This window comes from Paenibacillus faecis (assembly GCF_008084145.1).
GTDB lineage: Bacteria > Bacillota > Bacilli > Paenibacillales > Paenibacillaceae > Fontibacillus > Fontibacillus faecis.
In genome coordinates this window covers 119,306-139,135 of the sequence record NZ_VSDO01000005.1, presented here as the reverse complement: position 1 = coordinate 139,135, position 19,830 = coordinate 119,306, and the positions used below count along the sequence as shown (strand labels likewise).

The following is a 19,830-nucleotide window of genomic DNA, read 5'->3' as shown; positions in this document are numbered from 1 at the left end:
CTGGACAGATTGGCTTTTCTTGATCTTTTTTATGGAACAAGCCGTTAAAACAGCAGCTTATAAATCAATCCGGAAAGCACGGCCACGATCGGAATCGTAATGAACCAGGCGATGACGATTCGTCCCGCCAGCGACCAGCGGACCGCGGAGAAGCGCTTGGCCGAGCCGACGCCCAGGATTGCCGAGGTAATAGCGTGCGTGGTGCTGACCGGCAGATGAAGCATCGTCGCGCTAAAGATAACCGAAGCGCCCGTGATGTCCGCGGCGAATCCGTTGATCGGCTCGATTTTGAAAATCTTCGTGCCCATCGTCTTGATGATCTTCCAGCCGCCGATGGAAGTTCCCAGCGCCATGGCCGTGGCCGCCGAAAGCTTGACCCACAGTGGAACCTCCATATGGTTCTGATATTCGGCGGTAACGAGCGCGAAGGTGATAATCCCCATCGCCTTTTGGGCGTCATTCGTCCCGTGGGTGAAGCTTTGAATCGCCGCCGTCACGATTTGCATCGTCCGAAAGCCTTTATTGACCGTGTGAGGACTGCGTTTCGCAAAAATCCATTTCAAAAGCATCATAATGATGTAGCCGACAACAAACGCGATTACCGGCGATAGCAGCAGGCCTTCAATAATGGTCCGGAAACCGCTCCAATTCAGCTTCTCCGAGCCGGCTCCCACAAACACCGCTCCGGCAAGGGCGCCGATCAAAGCGTGCGAGGAAGAAGACGGAATCCCGAACCACCAGGTGATGAGGTTCCAGATAATCGCCGCCAGCAGCGTAGCGATCAGCACCTCCAACCCGTTATCCAGCTTGGCGGGATCCGCCACGCTACCGCCGATTGTCTTGGCTACCCCGGTGAACATAATCGCTCCCAAGAAGTTCATGACGGCCGCCAGCATAATCGCCGTCCGCGGCTTCAGCGCCCGGGTGGAGACAGAGGTCGCAATCGCATTTGCCGTATCGTGAAAGCCGTTGATGAAGTCAAACGCCAGCGCCAGTATGATAACGATGACAATAATAAGTAGACTCGTATCCATATCTTATTTGCACAGACCTTGGTTTCTCTATGTAAATCCGCGCAATTCCAACCTCCCGAAAATCGATTGTAAAACCAAAGCTTCTTATGAATTGCGCATAATGATGGATTCCAGCATATTCGCCACATGCTCGCAGGCATCCGTGGTCGTTTCCAGGCGTTCGTAGATCTCTTTTTTCTTGATTAATTCGATCGGATCCGAGACTTTCGCAAACAGTTCTTTGATACAGATCCGCAGCAATTCGTCGCCCTGGTTCTCCAGATCGTTCAAACGGATCGTATGCTCGCGGATGGCCAGCAGCTTCTTCTGCGACAGCAGATGAATCGCCTTTTGAATCTCATAAGCCGAATTGCGGAGCATTTCCGCAAATTGAATAATATACTCGTCAGGCTGGCTCAAATGGTACATAAAGAACCGGGATGTCGTCGCCTCCAGACCGTCAATCACGTCGTCCAGCTTCGTCGTCAGGTTCATGATATCGTCGCGTTCAATGGGGGTAATAAACGTCTTGTTCAGTTCGACAATAATCGTATGTGTGTAGCCGTCGCATTTGGATTCGAATTCTTTCATTTGCTTGGCAAATTGCTCAACATCCTTAAAGTCCGACACCTGTTGGGCGAAATAATCCGCCGAGTGCACGATCGTATCGGCCATGTTCTCCAAAGTTTGGAAAAAGATATCCTTTTTCTTCACTCGCATTTGGGTTCCCCTTTTCTCTTTTGTGTAATTTTTACACTCCTGAAACAATCCCTTAACACACTTGAATATATTATCACAACTGATACGGCTATAGTAAATTTTGTCGCAAACATTTCATCTTCATTCGCTTATATTTACCCAACAATCCCCATTCTTATCCTTCCTGTTCCAAAATCAGCCATAACCTGCAAAATTCCGGATATCACGCACCCTACTCCACCTTAAGATGACTGTCGAAATCCGGCTGATTCGGCACCACATTGAAATAGGTCGTCCCCGGCGCAAACGGAACCTCCTGATTGTCCTTCACGAATCGGATGACATCGTCCGGCCGGTGAATCCACTGCCCCCGAATCATTTTCCCGCGCTGAAACAGCACGGCCTGTCCTCCCAGCTCCAAATCGACGGACAACCGTCCCACGTCATCCAGCACTTTGTGATCCGCGCTGAGAACGACTACGTTCGCTGCGGTCAGGATTTCTCCCGTTTCCCGGTCGTTATGCGGGCTTCCGTTGACGTAACGCTGATATAGCTGGGTCGCCGCATCGTATTTATATGTAACTTTATAGTTATTCAGTTGGAACTTGATCTCGACCGAGTTTGCGGAATCGCCCGCGACAAGGTCGCCCTCTTTAAGGAAGCTGTATGTCGGAACGGAGGTGTCTTCGGTCTTGTACTTGCGCTTAGCCGCCCCTTCCAGAAGCTTCTCCACGTTGGAGTACAGATTGTGCGGAGCCTTTCGCGACTTGTCCCGCCAGAAATAAGCACCCGCATTCGTAATCTCGTCGAGATCTTCCTTCTTCTGCCGCTGCAAAATCGCGTAAGCGTCATTGCTCGCGCCGGCGTGGACCAGCACCCCGTGGTAGCTCTCGCCCAGCTCGATCATATACGGGCGGATGCTGCGGATCGGCCCGATTTTGGCTTCATCCGCCCGGCTGTGGAAGATCGAGACGAGCCGGGTGACGCCGCCTTCGGCCAGCACTTCATATACGATATCGGCGCCGCCGAGTCCCGATTGCGGCCTGGCCGCGGGCGCATTATTGACCATGACCGCCAGCGGACGCCGGGTTAACGGCTCGTTGAGCGGCATCCCCGTCAACGGTGCCGTGTAGGCGGCCGCAGGCCGTTCCTCGGAAACGGGAGGCTCTTCTTCCACCGTAATAGTTTCAACCGCGGGTTCTTCCGCGGCGGGGGGATTTTTGGCGGTTCCGCAGGCTGGCAGGGCGATCAGACAAATCGACAACAGCAGGAGAACAAAACTGTTCCTTATCAGGTTTAAATTCATGATTCCTCCGTCAAAATATGTAATAAGTTCTATTATACGTCGAACAAAGTCGGAGCGAAAAGAATTTTAACCTCCCCCTGCCGTTTTTACTTATTGTTAAAATTTTAAATATCGGGTTTAATTAGGGGAAAAGGAGGGGACTTTATGGTTGTGAATTGGTTAAGAAACAGCCCGGTGGCTGCTTGGCTTTTGACTCTGGTCCGGATTTATGTCGGATATCAATGGCTGACTTCAGGGTGGGGAAAAATAACGGGAGGTTTTGATGCCGGTGGATTTTTGCGCGCGGCCATCGAAAAAAGCGGCGGCGAGCACCCCGCCGTTCAGAGCTGGTGGGCATCCTTCCTGGAGAGCTTTGCGCTTCCGGGAGTAGGACTGTTTAACGTCCTCGTTCCCTGGGGAGAAATTCTGGTAGGTGTGGGCCTCATTCTGGGGTTATTGACATGGGAAGCGGCCTTGTTCGGGATGATCATGAATTTCGCTTTCCTGTTCTCGGGCACGGTAAGCACCAACCCGCAGCTGGTGTTGCTGCAGATCTTTATTGTCGTCGCCGGATACAACGCGGGAAGAATCGGCCTCGACCACTACGTCACACCGTTTCTGCGCCGCCGTTTGGGGCGCAATCGGGATTATGGCCATCTTTCGGGAGCCAGGTAATTCCGGCCGGCCCCCGAATTTCGCGGCAATCGGTCAGCGGTCCGGCCGGTTGCCGAACATCCAGCAGTTCAGGCTGAGGCTGCCGTATTGGTAGTCCTGGAACAGCTTGACGGCCTGGCGGTCGGAATCGGCAGCCCCCATCGCGTACAGTAAAGGAGCGAAGTGTTCCGTCGCGTAAGTAGGCACGGCTTCCTTGGCATGGGGGGCCTTTTTGTCGTACTCGAACAGGCTGCGGAGATTCCATGAGACCAGCTGTTCTCCGATCCAATCGTCAAATAGAACCGCCCACGCCGCTGGATCCGTTCCTTCGCCGGCGATTCGCCGCAAATTGTGCACCAACCCGCCGCTTCCGATGATCAGCACATTGTCGCTGCGGAGCTCCCCCAGCATTTTACCGATCGCATATTGCTCCGCGGGAGAACGCTTCGCGTCTACGGAAAGCTCGACAACCGGGATATCCCCTTCCGGGAACATCGCCCTCAGCACGACCCAGGCCCCATGGTCCAGCCCCCGCCCCTCTACGGTCCGGGAGGGCAGGTTCCCCGCTTTAAACCTGGATATGATCTCATCGGCAAGCAGAGGATCGCCCGCCGCGGGGTAACGGATCCGGTACATCTCCTCCGGAAACCCGTAGTAATCATGCATCGTCTGATGACGATCGTCCGCGCTTACGAGTTGGACCGGCGATTCCCAATGCGCCGAGAAAATCACCGCGGCCCGCGGCCGATCCAGCATCTCCTGCCCCAGCCGTCTGAGAAACTTCGTATAATCATTCTCCTCGATCGCCAGGGTCGGCGACCCGTGGGCTACAAACAATGCAGGCTGAACCATCTCTCTACCTCCCGTAACAAAGCCTTTCGCTTTAATTTCATTTTATCCCGAAAGGAAGTTATTTACCACTTTTACGGAAAAAGGAGATGGGTTCAGCCTGTATTTGCAGCCATCCTAGTTTTTATCTTCAGATCATCCAGTGCTTCCATTCGTTCTGCTCGGCTTCCCGTCCGCTCAGCCAATCGCGGGTCTTGCGGATCAAGGGCTCCCGGGTCTCGCCGGAAGAGTACGTATGATCCGCCTGAAAAATAATTTCCTTATCGCAGCGTCCTTCCATACGCATCCAAAACACTTTCTGATACAAAAACGCGTAATCGGCAGGGATGACATCGTCGCTCGTCCCATGGACGACCAACACATCGCCGGTGAACTTCATCGCTTCCTGCATCGGCTGGTACGCGCCCAGAGAATTGAAGAAGGCCGGGGTCAGCGCGTAGCCCAGATAATCCGCCGAGCCATGCTCGATTGCCCGATCATACACTTTGCGCCCGGTGATGTTGACGATATCGTTGAATGGATAACCGACGGCAGACCAAAGAATCAGATTCTTGACCCGCCGGTCCCGAACCGCCGTAAGCAGCGCGATCATGCCTCCCAGGCTGTGTCCGATTAAGGATACGCGGGTCGGGTCGATATCCCCCAGCCCAAACGCGTAATCCAATACGGCCCGCGTCTGGGCGATCAGGGAATCAACGCCTTCGCTTCCGTACTCCCCGCTGCTCTCGCCGCATCCGACATGATCGAAACGGACGACCAGAAATCCCGCTTCCGCCAAGGAACGGGCCGTCTTGACGAAGAGGCGGTCAACGCCGATCCGGCTGCCGACAAAGCCATGACAGATAACCACAAGCGGAACGCGTTCTTTGCAGCGGCTGCCCTGTACCTTCGCCTCCGCGTAGTGCACGCTTGCCGCAATCCGTTCTTCTCCATACGGTATGCTGATTTGCCGTTCCATTGCGATTCCCCCTGCCGATGAATTCAAATTAAATTATTCCGATAAGTTTAATATGAATAATAAACTTATCTTAGCATCGGGGAAAACCGGTGTCAATCGCTTTTTGCTACTGGTAATAAGACTGCAGGAAAAAGTCGCGGGTCTCATCCTTCCCTTCCCACCGGTCGGAAAAGTCGTCTCCCTTGCCCTCCTGCCCGGCCGTTTGCGCATCCACGACCAAATCCAGACTTTCATCCTCACTTACGACTTCTTCCAAGCTGCCTCTGGATTGGCTGTTTAATAAGTAACGGCGCGTCAGCTCCGATTCAAACTTGTCCATCCTTCCTGCCTCCTTTACCTTTTTGCTGTAGTTTCGGCGTAGGGAGCGTTTTTTTATTCCCGCTTCACCAAAACGTCAAACCTAGCGATCTCTTCTGTTGATTCTCCAGTCTCATCAGTCAGGTCACATCGGAAGGCCCTTGCATCCATGACAAAATTTGCGCTATACTTTTGCCGTACAAGACTGGGGAAAACCGGAAATTTAAATGCATAATGGGAGAAATTAGAGAAATGGACAGCATGGGAGGAGAGGAAGCCCTTGTATATTCATGAAATGATTCATGAAACGAAGACGCTGAGACAACAAATGACTCCGGAAAATGAAGCCTACTTCGGGGAAATGGTGAAGTACATCCGATCCGGCGGAAGTTCCTTGACCGAGGCCAAAGGGGAAGAGGTACTGCTTGGATTAGCAAGGGAAATCGTCAAAAACCAGTCTAAAGGCATTTCCGCGGAACAACTCTATGGCCCAGATGCAAAAGCATACTGCGAACAGGTCGTGGATGACGTCAACATGCGCAAGCCTCGCAGTACGAAAGAAAAAATTATGTATTACACGATGATTCCCTGGGTGGCACTGACTTGGGTATTCTTCATTTACATGATTACAGGCTTCTTCAGCAAATGGTTTGGCGGGGAGCTGGAGTATACCCTCATCAGCAGCGCGTCGCTGCTGTTGATCGCGGGGCTTTCGATCGTCCTGGTCGAATTGGTCATCCGTTTTCTTGGCCCGGGTTCCCGTAAAAACAAAGAGGAAGCGTCCCAGACGCCTCCCCGCAAGTTTGATATCAAGACACTCGGCACTTATCTTGCCATCGCGGTGGGGATCATCACCGTCGGCGTATTCTTGGGCCGCATCATGCCCTCGTTTACCGTATCGCCTTGGGATAGTCTGATCATCTTCGTCGTCGGCATTCTCGGACAGAAATTCATTTTCGGTCGCAGGCCGAAAGCATAACTAAATAAGGGCCGGAACGTCATGGAAATACTGACGCTCCCGGCCCTTTTACTTATGCCTTTTTAAACGCCCCGCTTCATTTCCCCGCCGGTTTGAGCGGGGTGGGGGCCTTCACTTTATCGATGACGATAATTCCGTCGTACTGCTCCTTCGGTATGAACCGCATGACATTCGGCAGAACCTGATACGTGGTCAGCCCGTCCTCGGAAGCGTAGATCGGCCGGAACATCCAGGCATTTTGCGCATTCTGCACTTTATGCTTGCTCAAATCGATAAAGGAATTCGCGTAACCGCTCTGCATAATCAAGTGCTCGAGACTTCCTTTTGTTGCCGGCTTGATCGTAAACGGCTTACCCGAATCGAGTGTCACCGAAGAACCACGGTTCATATACAGCCCGATCACATACATTTTATCTTTCAATTTGCGGTGCATCAGCTCGCCCATGCTTGTAAAGCTGTATATCCATTTTCCGCTTTCGTCCTTAACCCGCATTTTCGAAGTGTTTTTGGCCAAATGGTCATTATGGGCCCACAAAATCACCTTTTTTCCCGGGTACAGCGTCTTCATCACCCATTCCAGATTCTCCGTCATCAACCGGTCGCGGGAGGAATAGCCATCCTTGACGTCCTTCAACCCGCTCTCGAGAAAGGCGACATGATCTTTCAAGGCCTTGAGAATAATTTCATCGATATGGGGTTGATTAGGAACAACCGCTTTGATCTCGGCACGATGCTCCTCCACATATTTGATGGTTTCCTGATATTGCGGCACATATTTGTCGATCACGGCCCTTATTTCTTTTCTATAAACCGGATCCTTACTGAACATCGGGTATTTGTTAACCACCCCATACCAGTCAGCAATCGCCTGGAACTCCATTTGTGCGAAAGCTTTCCCTTTATCAAGATCCAGTTTGCCGATCACTCCGCCAATAAACTGGGTCAGATAATAGCTCGTAAATTGATTGTCATACCCCGCCAGATACAGGGGATCGTCGCCCTTTCCCTGCTCCTTGATATAATTGAACAGCTCCAGGGTTTCGCTGGAATGCCAGGCCCCATGGATCGAACCCCCCATCATCTCCTCCGGAGTAAGGTAATCCCGGGTTTCAAACACGGCGGCCGCATCCCCCATTCCCGATTCAAAAGCGATCACATCAAAGCCCATCTCTTCGTGTAAAAATTTAATCAGCCTTGTTTTTACACTGCTGTACTCGGCCACACGGTGATAATTTTCCCCGAGGCTGACAACGGTTTTGTCCTTCAGCAGCGGCTTTAAAAAGGCGAGATCGCTATAATCCTCGGACTCCAGCGAGTTCAGCTTATGCGCGTTTTGCTGCAGCCATTGCTTCTGGCTCCCGGAGGCAGCCGCCGAGGCGCTTGTGGGTACCAGAAGCAGCGAGCAAGCCACAATCGCGGAAAAAATAGCGGTGGCCGTCTTTTTCAAACTCATTTTCATAATTTACATCTCCCGTGGTTTTTTAAATTTCCATTTTCTTGCGCAGCAAATAAGTCATGGCGTAGAACATTACTCCCGCAAAAGCGGCTTCGTACAGGAAAGGAGCAAAGCTCAGAAATTCAATGCCGCCCGTAGCCTGAGCCCCCGAGGCATCCGCACCGGCGCCGAGATGAAAAACCCCGATCCGCAACCTTGGAGGGTCGTTGTCCCCGAACAGCAGCCCCTCCAGCCACCCCATCACGCTGCTGATCATGAAGAAGGAAAGGATGGAGATCCAGGTTCCCGCTTTTCCCCGTATACTGATGCTCGCACCGATCGTAGTCGCCGCAAAAATGATCAGCAGCAGTAAAATGTACCCCCATGCCGCAGTCAAAGCGATCAGGAACAAGTCCATTAGGCCTCGGCTTCCCGACCCCATGAAATTGTGATAGGAAATATGGTGATTGTTGAAATATATAAACGCGTGTACGAGCGCAACAGCGGCAACCACAGCCGCCGTCAGCACACCAAGCAGCAACGAGGAGAGCACGGTCCAGGCCGGATGAACCGGCAAAAGCCTGCGATGGTAAGCTTTGATATTCGATTCGAACGTTTTACAAACCAGGATCATTGTGATAATGCCCGCGGTTACATAAAAAATAAAGGAAGAAACTACGATCACACTCTCATCCCAGCCCCTGACTTTTCCGATCATCGACAGGATGATTTGAACAAGGACCAGTACCGCCAGCAAACCCGAGAAGGTATTGGCATTGCGTTTCCAGTCGTATTTCAGCAGCTTCATCATTCCGCAAACACCTCTTTAAACATGTCGTCCACACTTTTCCCGTGCTTGAGCCTCAAGTCTTCCACATCTTCCTGCAGCACGATCTCCCCATCCCGGATAAACATCACCTCATCAAAAATCCGTTCGATATCCCGCACCAGGTGGGTGGAAATCAGCAGGCTGCTATCTTCGCTGTAAAACTCGACGATCGCGTCCAAAATCTTCGTGCGCGCTACCGGATCGACCCCTCCGATCGGTTCGTCCATCAGGTAGAGCTTGGCTCTGCGGGACAGGGTGAGCGTAAGCTGCAGCCGTTCATTCATCCCTTTGGACAGTGAATTGACTTTGTCCCGTTCCTCCAGGTGCATAAACTCCAGCATTTTCCGCGCCTTCTCCTCATCGAAATCCTGGTAAAAATCGCGGTAAAAGGCCACCGCATCCCGTACCCGCATCCAGGGCTCCGATAAGGGACGGTCTGGCATAAAAGAGACGACCGCCTTGCTTGCCAGGCCCACCGGCTCGCCCGATACGGTCACCTTCCCGGCCGATGCGGGAATCAGGCCCGCGGCGATCTTCATCAACGTACTCTTCCCGCTTCCGTTGGTCCCGAGCAGGCCGATGATTTTTCCCGGCCCAACGGTAAAGGACACGTTTTTGAGCGCCGGCTTTGAGCGGTAAGACTTGGACACTCCTTCAAACTGCAGCAGATTTTCCACCATGTTCTGTATCTCCTTTTGACTTGCCCGTTATCGTCTTTCCTCGGCATCGACCGCTTCCGCAACGATCGCCGCAATATCCCGATTGGTGAAGCCAAGCTCCTGCATCCCGTGAATGAACCGGTCCAGCAGGTCGCCGGCCATCTCTTTTTTGATCGTCATAATCTTACCTTCCTCACTGGTTACATATCTCCCTAGACCCCGTTTGGTTTCCACGATTTCTTCACGCTCCAATTCCTGAAACGTCCTCTGTACCGTATTCGGATTGATTTGCAGCTCGGCCGCAAGTTCACGAACCGAAGGGATTTTATCCCCGGCCTTTAGCCGGCCGGTTACGATCTCCCGTTTGATGTAATTCATGATTTGTATATAAATCGGCAGATTATTGTCGAATTCCATTGTCACAATCGGCCCCATCCTTTCCGCCGGTATTCAGGCCTCCCATATTTCCGGCCGTAGAGGGATGCCGATGCCGGATCAGCATCAGGCAACATCCCGTTTTTTAAACGTAACAAAGCTTGCTCCAAGAAACAAGGCCAGATAGACGAAGATAACCCCCAGCGAAAAAGGTAAGGTGACTCCTTGCACCGGAGGAGTTCCCCCGTTCAGATACACCGACAAATCCGCATGGGTAAACAGCAGGTATTTGGTAAACGCGTACCTCGACAGGAGCTGCACCACCAGACCTTCCATCAGCACGATCATCATTCCGATACCGATGGAGGCTCCGGCCGAGCGGGTCAGCACCCCAAGCAGGAAGGTGATCGTTACATAAACGATCATATAGGCATAATGAATTCCGGCGGCCGCGAGGGCTCCGACCAGTCCCGTTTCTACGCCCTGAAACCCGAAGGCCGCTCCGCCCGCGGCAATGCCGACGAACAAAGTAACCAGGGACAAGGTCAAGCTATACAGCAGAACGGTTACATATTTCGAAGCCAGTATCTTGCTCCGGCCCTGTCCCCGGATCAGCAGCAGCTTGATCGTCCCCAAGCTGTGCTCCTTGGCGAGAATGCCGGCCGAACCGATGATCGCCATGAAGGTGAGCATCTGTCCTGTCCCGTTCTTATTGAACAACCATGCCGAGAACTCGTATCCGGACAGCATGCCTCCCTCATTCGCACCCATGGATTTGAACAGATAGACGATGAACAGCACCATGGCCGCGAGTACGGCATAAGGAACAAAAAAGCTGCGCTTTTTGTACAGCTTTAACCATTCATTTGTCAGCAACTTCCCGAAACTACGCAATCCGGTTCCCTCCCGTCCACTTCAAGAACTCATCTTCCAGCGATTCCTTGATCTCCTCAATCCGGTATAATTCGATCCCTTCCGCCCCCAAAGCGCCGACCACTCTCGGAATATACGCGTCGCGCACCGCGACCGCCACCTGCCGCTGTTCCTCCGACACGCGGAGAATTGTAATTTCCTCCATCCGCGCCAGCCTTGCCTGAGCCTTCAACGCGTCGTTGACCCGGAATATCACCTGAACCCGGCCTGCGTTGTCCACGTCGGCCGCCGAGCCGAGCGCTCTTTCCGTAACGAATCTCCCCTCCTGGATCACGACCACGCGGCTGCACATCAGCTCCATCTCCGACAGCAGATGGCTGGACACCAGGATCGAGATCCCCTCCTCCGCCGCAATCTTCTTCAAATAATCGCGCATTTCCCGGATCCCCGCGGGATCGAGTCCGTTTGTCGGCTCATCCAGGATCAGAATGGAAGGCTCATGCAGCAGGGCCTGGGCGATGCCGAGTCTCTGCCGCATCCCGAGGGAGTATGCCTTCACCCGCTTATTCATCGCGCCTTCCAGCCCGACAAGCCTGGTCACCGTCTGGATTCGCTCCTCCGTAATCCCTTCCGTCATCCGCTGGTACTGCTTCAGATTATCGTACCCGGTCATATACGGATAGAACTCCGGATTCTCGATGATTCCTCCGATATGGGCAATCGCCTTGGCAAAATCGCGGCGGATGCTCTTCTCTTTTACCCGCACATCGCCTTCGCTCATGGAAATCAGTCCGACGATCATCCGGATCGTCGTCGTCTTCCCCGCCCCGTTCGGTCCCAACAGTCCGACGATTTCGCCGGGATACAATTCAAAAGAGAGCCGGTCTACAATTCTCCGGTTTCGAATGATCTTGCTTACGCCATCTACGGACAAAACGGCCGTCTCATTATCCGCTAAACGTCTCTCATTCATCGACTCCACACTCCTTGGTCAGTTTTGCGTCATTAGTCGGTTCTGCGTCTTAGTCAGTTTTGCGTCATTAGTCGGTTCTGCGTCTTAGTCAGTTTTGCGTCGTACTAGTGTTATAGTTGAATAGTACACTAATATATTAAGATTGTAAAGGGCGCTTTGGAAAAATAAAAAAAGCGTACACCCTCAGGACTTCTCGTCCTTGGGCATACGCTTTTTACTATATAGTTTGAATTATTGATTTGCTTACTTGTGCTCCGTCAGGCAACTTGATCGCATTGGGTGTCTCATGGGACTGTAGGTAGCGTGGAGTGAGTTCTTTTCACATTCTTCACCTGCAGCTCATTGAATTAAAAGGAATTCTTCCTGTTAATTTGGTGCATATGTTGCTGTAAAGGCGAATTAACTGGAGAATCTCCCGCTAATTCGCCTGAAATTGTGTATATCGGCAATAGGGCCGCGAAATAGATGGAGTTTTTCCAGCTAAATCCGAAAGAAGCGCCAAGAGCGGTGAATTAACGGGAGATTTTCCCGTTAATAATGTAACTCCGATATATCTACCATTGTGGATGTCGGTGACGTATCTCCAAAATCACTTCATATCGTCATCCAACGCCAATTCTTTAGTTCAATCTATATAGACTGCCGTTATTCGCATTAAATCAGCAAGTTAAACAAATTCAAATCACGGTTCAATTCGGTAAAGGCGATTCCCTTCGCCTGCATCCGCTCGACCAATGCTTGATAATCCTGCTTGTCGCTCAGTTCGATCCCGACCAGCGCCGGACCGTTCTCTTTGTTGTGCTTTTTCGTATACTCAAACCGGGTAATATCGTCGTTCGGCCCGAGCACCTGCTCCAGAAACTCGCGCAGGGCGCCGGCCCGCTGCGGGAAATTGATGAGGAAGTAATGCTTGAGCCCTTCGTAAATAAGCGAGCGCTCCTTCATCTCCTGCATCCGGTCGATGTCATTGTTGCCGCCGCTGATAATGCAGACGACCGTCTTGCCGCGAATTTGCTCGCGGTACATGTCCAGCGCCGACACCGGCAGCGCCCCCGCCGGCTCAACGACGATCGCACTGTCGTTATACAGCTCCAGAATCGTCGTACACGCCTTTCCTTCGGGAACCTTGACGATATCGTCAAGCAACCCCCGGCTGATCTCGAAATTCAGATCGCCTACCCGTTTAACCGCCGCTCCGTCCACAAACTTATCGATCGACTCCAGCGTGACCACCTTTTGCTGCCGGATCGACTCCGACATCGAAGCCGCCCCGGAAGGTTCGACCCCGATCAACTTCGTTTGCGGGCTTACCGTTTTAATGTACGTCCCCACGCCGGAAACCAGCCCCCCGCCGCCGATCGTCACAAAGACATAATCCGCCGGAGCATCCAGCGCCTCCATAACCTCCATCGCGACCGTCCCGTTGCCGGCGACGATTTTCGGATCGTCAAACGGATGGATAAACGTCATTCCGCCTTCGTTGCACGCCTTCATGGCCTCTTCGTAGGCATCATCGTAATTGTCTCCGGTCAGGATCACCTCCACGGAGGAACCCCCGAAACGCTTCACCTGCTTAATCTTCTGGTTCGGCGTAGTGCTCGGCATAAAGATCTTCCCCTGAATGCCCAGCGCATTGCAGGAAAACGCCACACCCTGCGCGTGGTTGCCGGCGCTTGCGCAGACGATGCCTTTCGCCAGCTCCTCCCGGGTCAAACTGCGGATCATATTGTAGGCCCCGCGAATTTTGAACGACCGGACCACCTGCAGATCCTCCCGCTTCAGGTACACCTTGCAGTCGTACTTGGCCGACAGTGTCGAATCGAGCTGCAGCGGCGTCCGCCGCACGACTTCCTTCAGAACATGGTGCGCCCGCACGATGTCCTCCATCGCTACCGTATGCTGTTCCGTATGGCTCATCCCTATCTCCTCGCTTCATAACGTATCTCTCATTCTTCTAACGTTACACCGGAACCGTCCGCGGTTCAAGAGGTAGATTTATGATAACCCTTCCAGCAGGCAAATCGCGCAAAAAACGCCCCTGAATTCGCCGCCAAAATATCGGCGGCGAATTCAGGGGCGTTCCGCCAGAGCTTATTCCTATTCCTTGTTCGGAGTCAGCCTCGGATTGGTGCGCCCTTCGGCATGCTTCACCTGGGCCAGCTCGGTCAACTTCCACTCGGTCGTGCCCAATACCAGGTCGGCGGGAAACTCGTCGCCCTTATGCAAATATTCCTCGCGGCCCGTCTCATCGGCGTAAACCCCTTCAACATCCACCTTCTCGTGCGAGACCGGCAGCATGTTCCTGTTCTTGTTGTTATTGCTCACCTTATCGCCTCCTCTTTGATAACATCTCCAAAGTGGCGGCTCTTATCCATAACGGCCTTTCGGGACGATCCAAATCGTCTGGGGCCCATGGCGATCAAGAAGCCAAGCGGCGCTTTCAACCAGTTTTCTAGGTCTCCAACTTGTCAAAACCTTTCTAACCTCTCTCCCCCCTCTACCCTCTCCAACCTCTCTAACCTCTCTAACCTCTCTAACCTCTCTAACCTCTCTAACCCTTCCAACCTCAACCTCTCCCACACTCCAACACTCCAACTCCAAAAAGATGCAAATCTGCAGGAATTCTAGGCCGATCTCCGAGCAGATGCGAAAAAAGATGCAAATCTGCAGGTATTTTTAGCGATTTTAGAAAAACGAACCGGTTTCGTCGAAAATTCCTGCAGATTTGCAGGAATTTGATGTTCTCAAGGTTCAGATGGAGCACAAGCAAGCTAGTTTCCAGACATAACTATATCCACACGCCATCCGCACGCCGATCCCATACACCGGAGAGTGGACCGAACTTATTTCAGTTATGCCTAAGCTTTGCTAGGCGCGAGCGGTTCAAAAAGACCTTATTCCCCTACCTGCCGAGACCCCGAAATCATGGGTTGACCGACTTATTCGCTTAATAAGACCCCAACGTCCAGCCCGCTATGCGCTCTGTTCCCTGCACCCGCCCCCATTCCCCCGCTAACAAAACACAAAAAGACCGCCCCCTCGGGCGGTCTTCCTTCAACCCCTCTAAACCAACGCCTTGGCGGCGATATCCGTGCGGTTGTGCTTGCCCTCGAAGCGGATTTTTTCCGCCGAGGCGTACGCCCGCTCCCGAGCTTCGGCGATATCGCGCCCGAGCCCGACGACGCCGAGCACGCGGCCGCCGTTCGTGACCCACTCGCCGGCTTCGTTCTTGGCCGTGCCGGCGTGGAACACGAGGCCTGCCGCGTCCGACTCGGCGGCGTCCAGCCCTGTAATCGGCAGGTCTTTCGGATAGGACGCCGGATACCCGCCCGACGCCAGAATGACGCAAACCGCCGCCTCGTCGCTCCACTCGATTTCCGCCTCGGCCAGCGTGCCGTTCACGGCCGCGAGGAAAATCTCCAGCAGATCGCTTTTCAGGCGCGGCAATACGACCTGGGTTTCGGGATCGCCGAAACGGGCGTTAAACTCGATCGTCTTCGGCTTGCCGTCCAACGTAATCATCAGCCCGGCGAACAGCACGCCGCGGAAAGGGCGGCCCTCCTGAACCATCGCTTTGGCCGTCGGCTTAATGATCGTCTCGATCGCTTCCTCGATAATCGAATCGGCGATATGCGGCAGCGGGGAGTACGTCCCCATCCCGCCTGTGTTCGGCCCTTTGTCGCCGTCGTACACCTGCTTGTGGTCCTGGGCCGCCGCCATCGGACGCACCGTTTCTCCGTCCACGAACGACAGAATCGACATCTCCTGGCCGGTCAAAAATTCCTCGATCACGACCTGGCTGCCGGACTCGCCGAAAACTTTGTCGACCATGATTTGCCGGAGAGCCTGCTCAGCCTCCTCCTGGGTGAAGGCCACGGTTACGCCTTTACCCGCCGCGAGTCCGTCCGCCTTGATCACGATCGGCACCGGCCGACTCCGCAAGTAGGCCAGCGCCTGCCCGTAATCGTCAAACTTTTCGTAGGCCGCCGTCGGAATGCCGTATTTTTTCAACAGATCCTTCATGAACGTTTTGCTGCCTTCGATCAAAGCCGCATTTTTTCTCGGTCCGAACACCGGAATGCCTTCCGCTTCAAAAGCGTCGACAATCCCGTCCACCAACGGATCATCCGGTCCGACGACCACCAGATCGATCTTGTTCTCGCGTGCGAACGACGTCAATCGCGCAAATTCATGGACTTGAATCGGTACGATTTCCGCAATTTGTCCGATCCCCGCATTTCCCGGCGCGCAATAAATCGTCCTCGCTTTCGGGCTCTTCGCCAACGCCCAGCAGATCGCATGCTCGCGTCCGCCGCCGCCAATCACCAAAATATCCATTTTCCTACCTCCCGGGTAACGAAGTCTCCGATAAAAAAATCGGCAGGGCCGCCGCAGCGGTCCTGCCGTCCAGGCCTTAGCCAAAGTATTAGTGTTTAAAGTGTCTTACGCCGGTGAATACCATCGCGATGCCATGTTCGTTGGCCACTTTGATGGATTCCTCGTCGCGGACCGAGCCGCCGGGCTGAATGACCGCCGTGATGCCGGCTTTCGCCGCCAGTTCGAGCGTATCGCCCATCGGGAAGAACGCGTCCGAAGCGAGCACGCTGCCCTTGGCTTTGTCGCCGGCCTGGTCGATCGCGATTTTCGCGGAACCGACGCGGTTCATTTGGCCGGCGCCCACGCCGACGGTCATATCATCCTTCGCCAGCACAATCGCGTTGGACTTCACATGCTTAACGACCTTCCAGCCGAACAGCAGTTGCTTCAGCTCTTCCTCGGTCGGCTTGCGGTCGGTAACTACCTGCAGATCGCTCTCTTTCAGGGAGTGAACATCGCTTTCCTGAACGACCATGCCGCCGTCGATCGAGGTGACGACAAACTGGCTGCTCCGGCTGCCGCCGGCCGCCAAATTGCCCAGCTTCAGCAGGCGGATATTTTTCTTCTGGGTCAGTACCTCAAGCGCTTCGGACGTGAAGCCCGGCGCCAGGATAATCTCCAGAAAAATCTCTTTCAAAAGCAGGGCCGTCGCTTCATCGACGATCCGGTTCGCCGCGACGATGCCGCCAAAAATCGAGACCGGGTCGGCTTCATACGCTTTCCGGTAAGCTTCATAGATACTTTCGCCGACGCCCACGCCGCAAGGATTCATGTGCTTAACGGCGACAACGGCCGGCTCTTCGAATTCCTTCACGATCTGCAGCGCGGCGTTCGCATCGTTGATGTTATTATAGGACAGCTCCTTGCCGTGCAGCTGTTCCGCCGTCGTCAGCGTATCCGCCGCAGCCAGCGGTTTGCGGTAGAACGCCGCTTTTTGATGCGGATTTTCGCCATAGCGGAGATCCTGGATCTTTTCATAGGTTACCGTGTAGCGTTCAGGCAGCGGGTCCCCGGTTACATTCGACAAATAATCGGAGATCAGCGCGTCGTAAGCCGCCGTATGGCGGAAGACTTTGGCCGCGAGCCGTTTGCGCGTTTCCAGCGTCGTATCGCCGCCCGTCCGTACCTCCTCCAGCACGCTGGCGTAATCGGCCGCGTCCACGACCACACTGACAAAAGCGTGGTTTTTGGCCGCCGAACGAAGCATGGTCGGTCCGCCGATGTCGATATTTTCAATGGCGTCTTCGTAGGTGACATCCGGTTTGTCGATCGTCTCTTGGAACGGATACAGGTTCACGACAACCAGGTCGATATAATCCAGACCGAGTTCTTTCATTTGCGCCTGATGTTCCGCGCTGTCCCTAACGGCCAACAATCCGCTGTGCACCGCGGGGTGCAAGGTTTTGACGCGCCCGTCCAAAATTTCCGGAAAGCCCGTCACCTCGGAAATCCCGATGACCGGAACCCCCTCCTTCGACAAGAGACTCTTGGTCCCGCCTGTCGAAATAATCTCCACACCCAGCTTTGACAGCTCGCGGCAAAACTCCACGATGCCTGTTTTGTCCGAAACGCTAACCAGCGCTCTTTTGATACCCACGATTTGGCTCCTCCTTTATGATGGCGAATGATTGACCCGATATTTCTCGGGAAATATCGAAACGAACAACACGACTCCGGCTGAAAAAGACTTCTTTCGCAGCAAAGGCAAAATGGCTCCCATAGTTCGCTATATCGCAAGCGGGTAGAGACGAGCACGAATCCGCCCGTTATACCTATACCGACTTAACCGTCACTTTTCGGCCTTCCACCGCGATTCGGCCTTCGGCAAACCACGTAACGACTTGCGGATAAAGCTCTTTTTCCGCTTGGTGAATCCGCTCTTCCAGCGACTCGATCCTGTCGCCGGGAAGCAAGGGCACCGCGGTTTGAGCAACAACCGCTCCGGTGTCCATGCCTCCATCGACCAGATGAACGGTAACGCCGGTTACTTTTACCCCGTACTCCCGGGCCTGGCCGATCGCGTCTTTTCCCGGAAAAGCCGGCAAAAGCGAGGGATGGATGTTGATCATCCGTCCGGCGTAGCGATCGACCAGCACCGCGGTCAGCAGCCGCATATACCCTGCCAGAACGACCAGGTCCACCTGCCGTTCTTCCAGTTCCGCGGCAATTTCGGCTTCGTAGTCCTCCCGCCGCGCATAGGCCTTGGGCTGGAACACAAACGCGTCCACGCCCGCGGTCCGCGCGCGTTCGACAACAGGCGCCTGCGGTTTGTCGCTGACGAGCAGCACGATTTCGGCCCCGCCAAGCCCGCCGGCGCGGGAAGCATCCAGCAGCGCCTGGAAGTTGCTGCCCTGCCCGGAGGCGAATACGGCGATCCGGTAAGGGGACGGCATTAGACGTCCGCCCCTTTAAAAGTCACGATCCGCTCGCCCTCCGTCACGCGTCCGATCACGTACGGCGTTTCTCCCGCCGCACGGAGAGCTTCCAGCGCGGCCGCGGCGTCCTGTTCCGCCACGACGATCACAAGGCCGACGCCCATGTTGAAGGTCGTGAACATGTCGCGGTTGCTGACGCCGCCTTTCTCCTGCAGCAGCGAGAAAATCGGCAGAACCGGCCAGGAACCGTAGTCGATCTCGACGTTCACGCCTTCCGGCAGAACGCGCGGGATGTTCTCGATGAAGCCGCCGCCGGTAATGTGAGCCATGCCCTTCACCTGCACCTGCTCCAGCAGGGACAGTACCGGCTTCACATACAACTTGGTCGGCGTCAGCAGCACTTCGCCCAGCACGGCGTCGCCCAGCTCGGGCAAACGGTCCTGCAGCGCGTAGCCGGCTTGCTCCAGCAGCAGCTTGCGCACCAGCGAGAAGCCGTTGCTGTGCACGCCGCTCGATGCGAGGCCGATCACCGTATCCCCTGCGGCGATCGTGCTGCCGTTTACGATTTTGCGCTTATCGACGACGCCGACGGTGAAGCCGGCGATGTCGTACTCGCCCTCGGCGTACATGCCCGGCATTTCCGCCGTTTCGCCGCCGATCAGCGCGCAGCCCGACTCGTGGCAGCCTTCGGCGATGCCGGAGACGATGGCCTCGATTTTTTCCGGCACGACTTTGTCGCAGGCCAAATAATCGAGGAAAAACAACGGCTCCGCGCCCTGCACGACGATGTCGTTCACGCACATCGCCACCGCGTCGATGCCGATCGTATCGTGCTTGTCCATCGCGAAGGCGATTTTCAGCTTGGTACCGACGCCATCGGTCCCCGAAACGAGCACCGGCTCCTCATATTTGTCTTTGTTCAAACCGAACAAAGCGCCGAAGCCGCCCAAATCCGTCATGACTTCCGGACGAAACGTCCGTTTGACGTGCTTCTTCATCCGCTCTACCGCTTCATTCCCGGCCGCGATGTCCACCCCGGCGTTTTTGTAAGCTTCAGACACGTAAGGACACTCTCCTTAAAAGTTATTGAGTTGAAAAAACTTGGTGCGACGCCAATCGGCACCGCATGAATTAGTGTCACATGAATCAGCACCATATGAACTAAAACCGCACAAATTAGTGCCGCATGAATCAGCTTAG

At 54.2% G+C, this 19,830-nt stretch carries 21 protein-coding genes; 2 read left to right on the top strand and 19 right to left on the bottom strand.

Annotation, left to right across the window (positions count from 1 at the left end; translation table 11 throughout):
• Positions 1-44: 44 nt before the first annotated feature.
• From FRY98_RS22285 to FRY98_RS22275, 3 genes are all read right to left on the bottom strand, one after another.
• Positions 45-1,034: an inorganic phosphate transporter gene (locus FRY98_RS22285; protein WP_148456321.1), complete on the bottom strand. Its 990-nt coding sequence runs from the start codon at positions 1,032-1,034 to the stop codon at positions 45-47.
• A gap of 84 nt (positions 1,035-1,118) precedes the next feature.
• A complete protein-coding gene (locus FRY98_RS22280; RefSeq protein WP_148456319.1) occupies positions 1,119-1,733 on the bottom strand; it encodes a DUF47 domain-containing protein in 615 nt (204 codons plus the stop codon).
• 211 nt (positions 1,734-1,944) lie between these two features.
• Positions 1,945-3,018: a DUF3048 domain-containing protein gene (locus tag FRY98_RS22275; RefSeq protein ID WP_148456316.1), complete on the bottom strand. Its 1,074-nt coding sequence runs from the start codon at positions 3,016-3,018 to the stop codon at positions 1,945-1,947.
• Between the two features lie 144 nt (positions 3,019-3,162).
• Here FRY98_RS22275 and FRY98_RS22270 point away from each other — a divergent pair, with 144 nt between their 5' ends.
• The gene (locus FRY98_RS22270; RefSeq protein ID WP_148456313.1) at positions 3,163-3,672 is read left to right on the top strand and encodes a DoxX family protein; all 510 of its coding nucleotides are present in this window, start codon (positions 3,163-3,165) and stop codon (positions 3,670-3,672) included.
• Positions 3,673-3,705: 33 nt separating this feature from the next.
• Here the strand turns inward: FRY98_RS22270 and FRY98_RS22265 are convergent, their stop codons facing one another.
• From FRY98_RS22265 to FRY98_RS22255, 3 genes are all read right to left on the bottom strand, one after another.
• The gene (locus FRY98_RS22265) at positions 3,706-4,503 is read right to left on the bottom strand and encodes a DODA-type extradiol aromatic ring-opening family dioxygenase (protein WP_148456310.1); all 798 of its coding nucleotides are present in this window, start codon (positions 4,501-4,503) and stop codon (positions 3,706-3,708) included.
• Positions 4,504-4,630: 127 nt separating this feature from the next.
• Positions 4,631-5,458, bottom strand: coding sequence for an alpha/beta hydrolase family protein (locus tag FRY98_RS22260; protein WP_148456307.1), 828 nt, complete (start codon positions 5,456-5,458; stop codon positions 4,631-4,633).
• Between the two features lie 106 nt (positions 5,459-5,564).
• Positions 5,565-5,777, bottom strand: a complete 213-nt coding sequence (locus tag FRY98_RS22255; RefSeq protein WP_148456304.1) for a hypothetical protein — start codon at positions 5,775-5,777, stop codon at positions 5,565-5,567.
• Between the two features lie 258 nt (positions 5,778-6,035).
• On the opposite strand from FRY98_RS22255, the gene FRY98_RS22250 reads away from it, so the two are divergent.
• The gene (locus FRY98_RS22250; protein WP_148456302.1) at positions 6,036-6,734 is read left to right on the top strand and encodes a DUF1129 family protein; all 699 of its coding nucleotides are present in this window, start codon (positions 6,036-6,038) and stop codon (positions 6,732-6,734) included.
• Positions 6,735-6,810: 76 nt separating this feature from the next.
• Here FRY98_RS22250 and FRY98_RS22245 read toward each other — a convergent pair whose 3' ends face one another.
• The 13 genes from FRY98_RS22245 to purM form a co-directional block, all read right to left on the bottom strand.
• Entirely contained in the window at positions 6,811-8,193 is a 1,383-nt protein-coding gene (locus tag FRY98_RS22245; RefSeq protein WP_225038813.1) for an erythromycin esterase family protein, read from the bottom strand.
• Between the two features lie 22 nt (positions 8,194-8,215).
• Positions 8,216-8,980: a hypothetical protein gene (locus FRY98_RS22240; RefSeq protein ID WP_148456298.1), complete on the bottom strand. Its 765-nt coding sequence runs from the start codon at positions 8,978-8,980 to the stop codon at positions 8,216-8,218.
• Positions 8,977-9,678, bottom strand: coding sequence for an ABC transporter ATP-binding protein (locus FRY98_RS22235; RefSeq protein WP_148456295.1), 702 nt, complete (start codon positions 9,676-9,678; stop codon positions 8,977-8,979). Before FRY98_RS22235 ends, FRY98_RS22240 begins: the two co-directional genes overlap by 4 nt.
• A gap of 27 nt (positions 9,679-9,705) precedes the next feature.
• Positions 9,706-10,080 carry a GntR family transcriptional regulator gene (locus FRY98_RS22230; protein ID WP_148456292.1) on the bottom strand — a complete coding sequence of 125 codons (375 nt, stop codon included), beginning with the start codon at positions 10,078-10,080 and terminating at the stop codon, positions 9,706-9,708.
• Positions 10,081-10,158: 78 nt separating this feature from the next.
• Positions 10,159-10,926, bottom strand: coding sequence for an ABC transporter permease (locus FRY98_RS22225; RefSeq protein ID WP_148456289.1), 768 nt, complete (start codon positions 10,924-10,926; stop codon positions 10,159-10,161).
• On the bottom strand, positions 10,919-11,878 hold the full coding sequence (locus tag FRY98_RS22220) for an ABC transporter ATP-binding protein (protein ID WP_148456286.1): 960 nt from the start codon (positions 11,876-11,878) through the stop codon (positions 10,919-10,921). The genes FRY98_RS22225 and FRY98_RS22220 overlap by 8 nt, the downstream gene beginning before the upstream one ends.
• Positions 11,879-12,532: 654 nt before the next feature.
• Positions 12,533-13,795: a threonine ammonia-lyase IlvA gene (gene ilvA, locus FRY98_RS22215; RefSeq protein ID WP_148456283.1), complete on the bottom strand. Its 1,263-nt coding sequence runs from the start codon at positions 13,793-13,795 to the stop codon at positions 12,533-12,535.
• Positions 13,796-13,975: 180 nt separating this feature from the next.
• On the bottom strand, positions 13,976-14,203 hold the full coding sequence (locus tag FRY98_RS22210; RefSeq protein ID WP_225038811.1) for a hypothetical protein: 228 nt from the start codon (positions 14,201-14,203) through the stop codon (positions 13,976-13,978).
• A 42-nt stretch (positions 14,204-14,245) separates the two neighbouring features.
• Entirely contained in the window at positions 14,246-14,458 is a 213-nt protein-coding gene (locus tag FRY98_RS28525) for a hypothetical protein (RefSeq protein ID WP_170287158.1), read from the bottom strand.
• Positions 14,459-14,941: 483 nt separating this feature from the next.
• On the bottom strand, positions 14,942-16,216 hold the full coding sequence (gene purD / locus FRY98_RS22205) for a phosphoribosylamine--glycine ligase (RefSeq protein WP_148456280.1): 1,275 nt from the start codon (positions 16,214-16,216) through the stop codon (positions 14,942-14,944).
• Between the two features lie 88 nt (positions 16,217-16,304).
• Complete coding sequence (gene purH / locus FRY98_RS22200; RefSeq protein WP_148456277.1) at positions 16,305-17,852, bottom strand: bifunctional phosphoribosylaminoimidazolecarboxamide formyltransferase/IMP cyclohydrolase; 1,548 nt, start codon at positions 17,850-17,852, stop codon at positions 16,305-16,307.
• A gap of 175 nt (positions 17,853-18,027) precedes the next feature.
• A complete protein-coding gene (purN, locus tag FRY98_RS22195) occupies positions 18,028-18,648 on the bottom strand; it encodes a phosphoribosylglycinamide formyltransferase (RefSeq protein ID WP_148456273.1) in 621 nt (206 codons plus the stop codon).
• Positions 18,648-19,691 (bottom strand): phosphoribosylformylglycinamidine cyclo-ligase, encoded by a 1,044-nt coding sequence (gene purM, locus FRY98_RS22190; RefSeq protein WP_148456270.1) that lies wholly within the window; start codon positions 19,689-19,691, stop codon positions 18,648-18,650. The genes purN and purM overlap by 1 nt, the downstream gene beginning before the upstream one ends.
• Positions 19,692-19,830 lie beyond the last annotated feature (139 nt).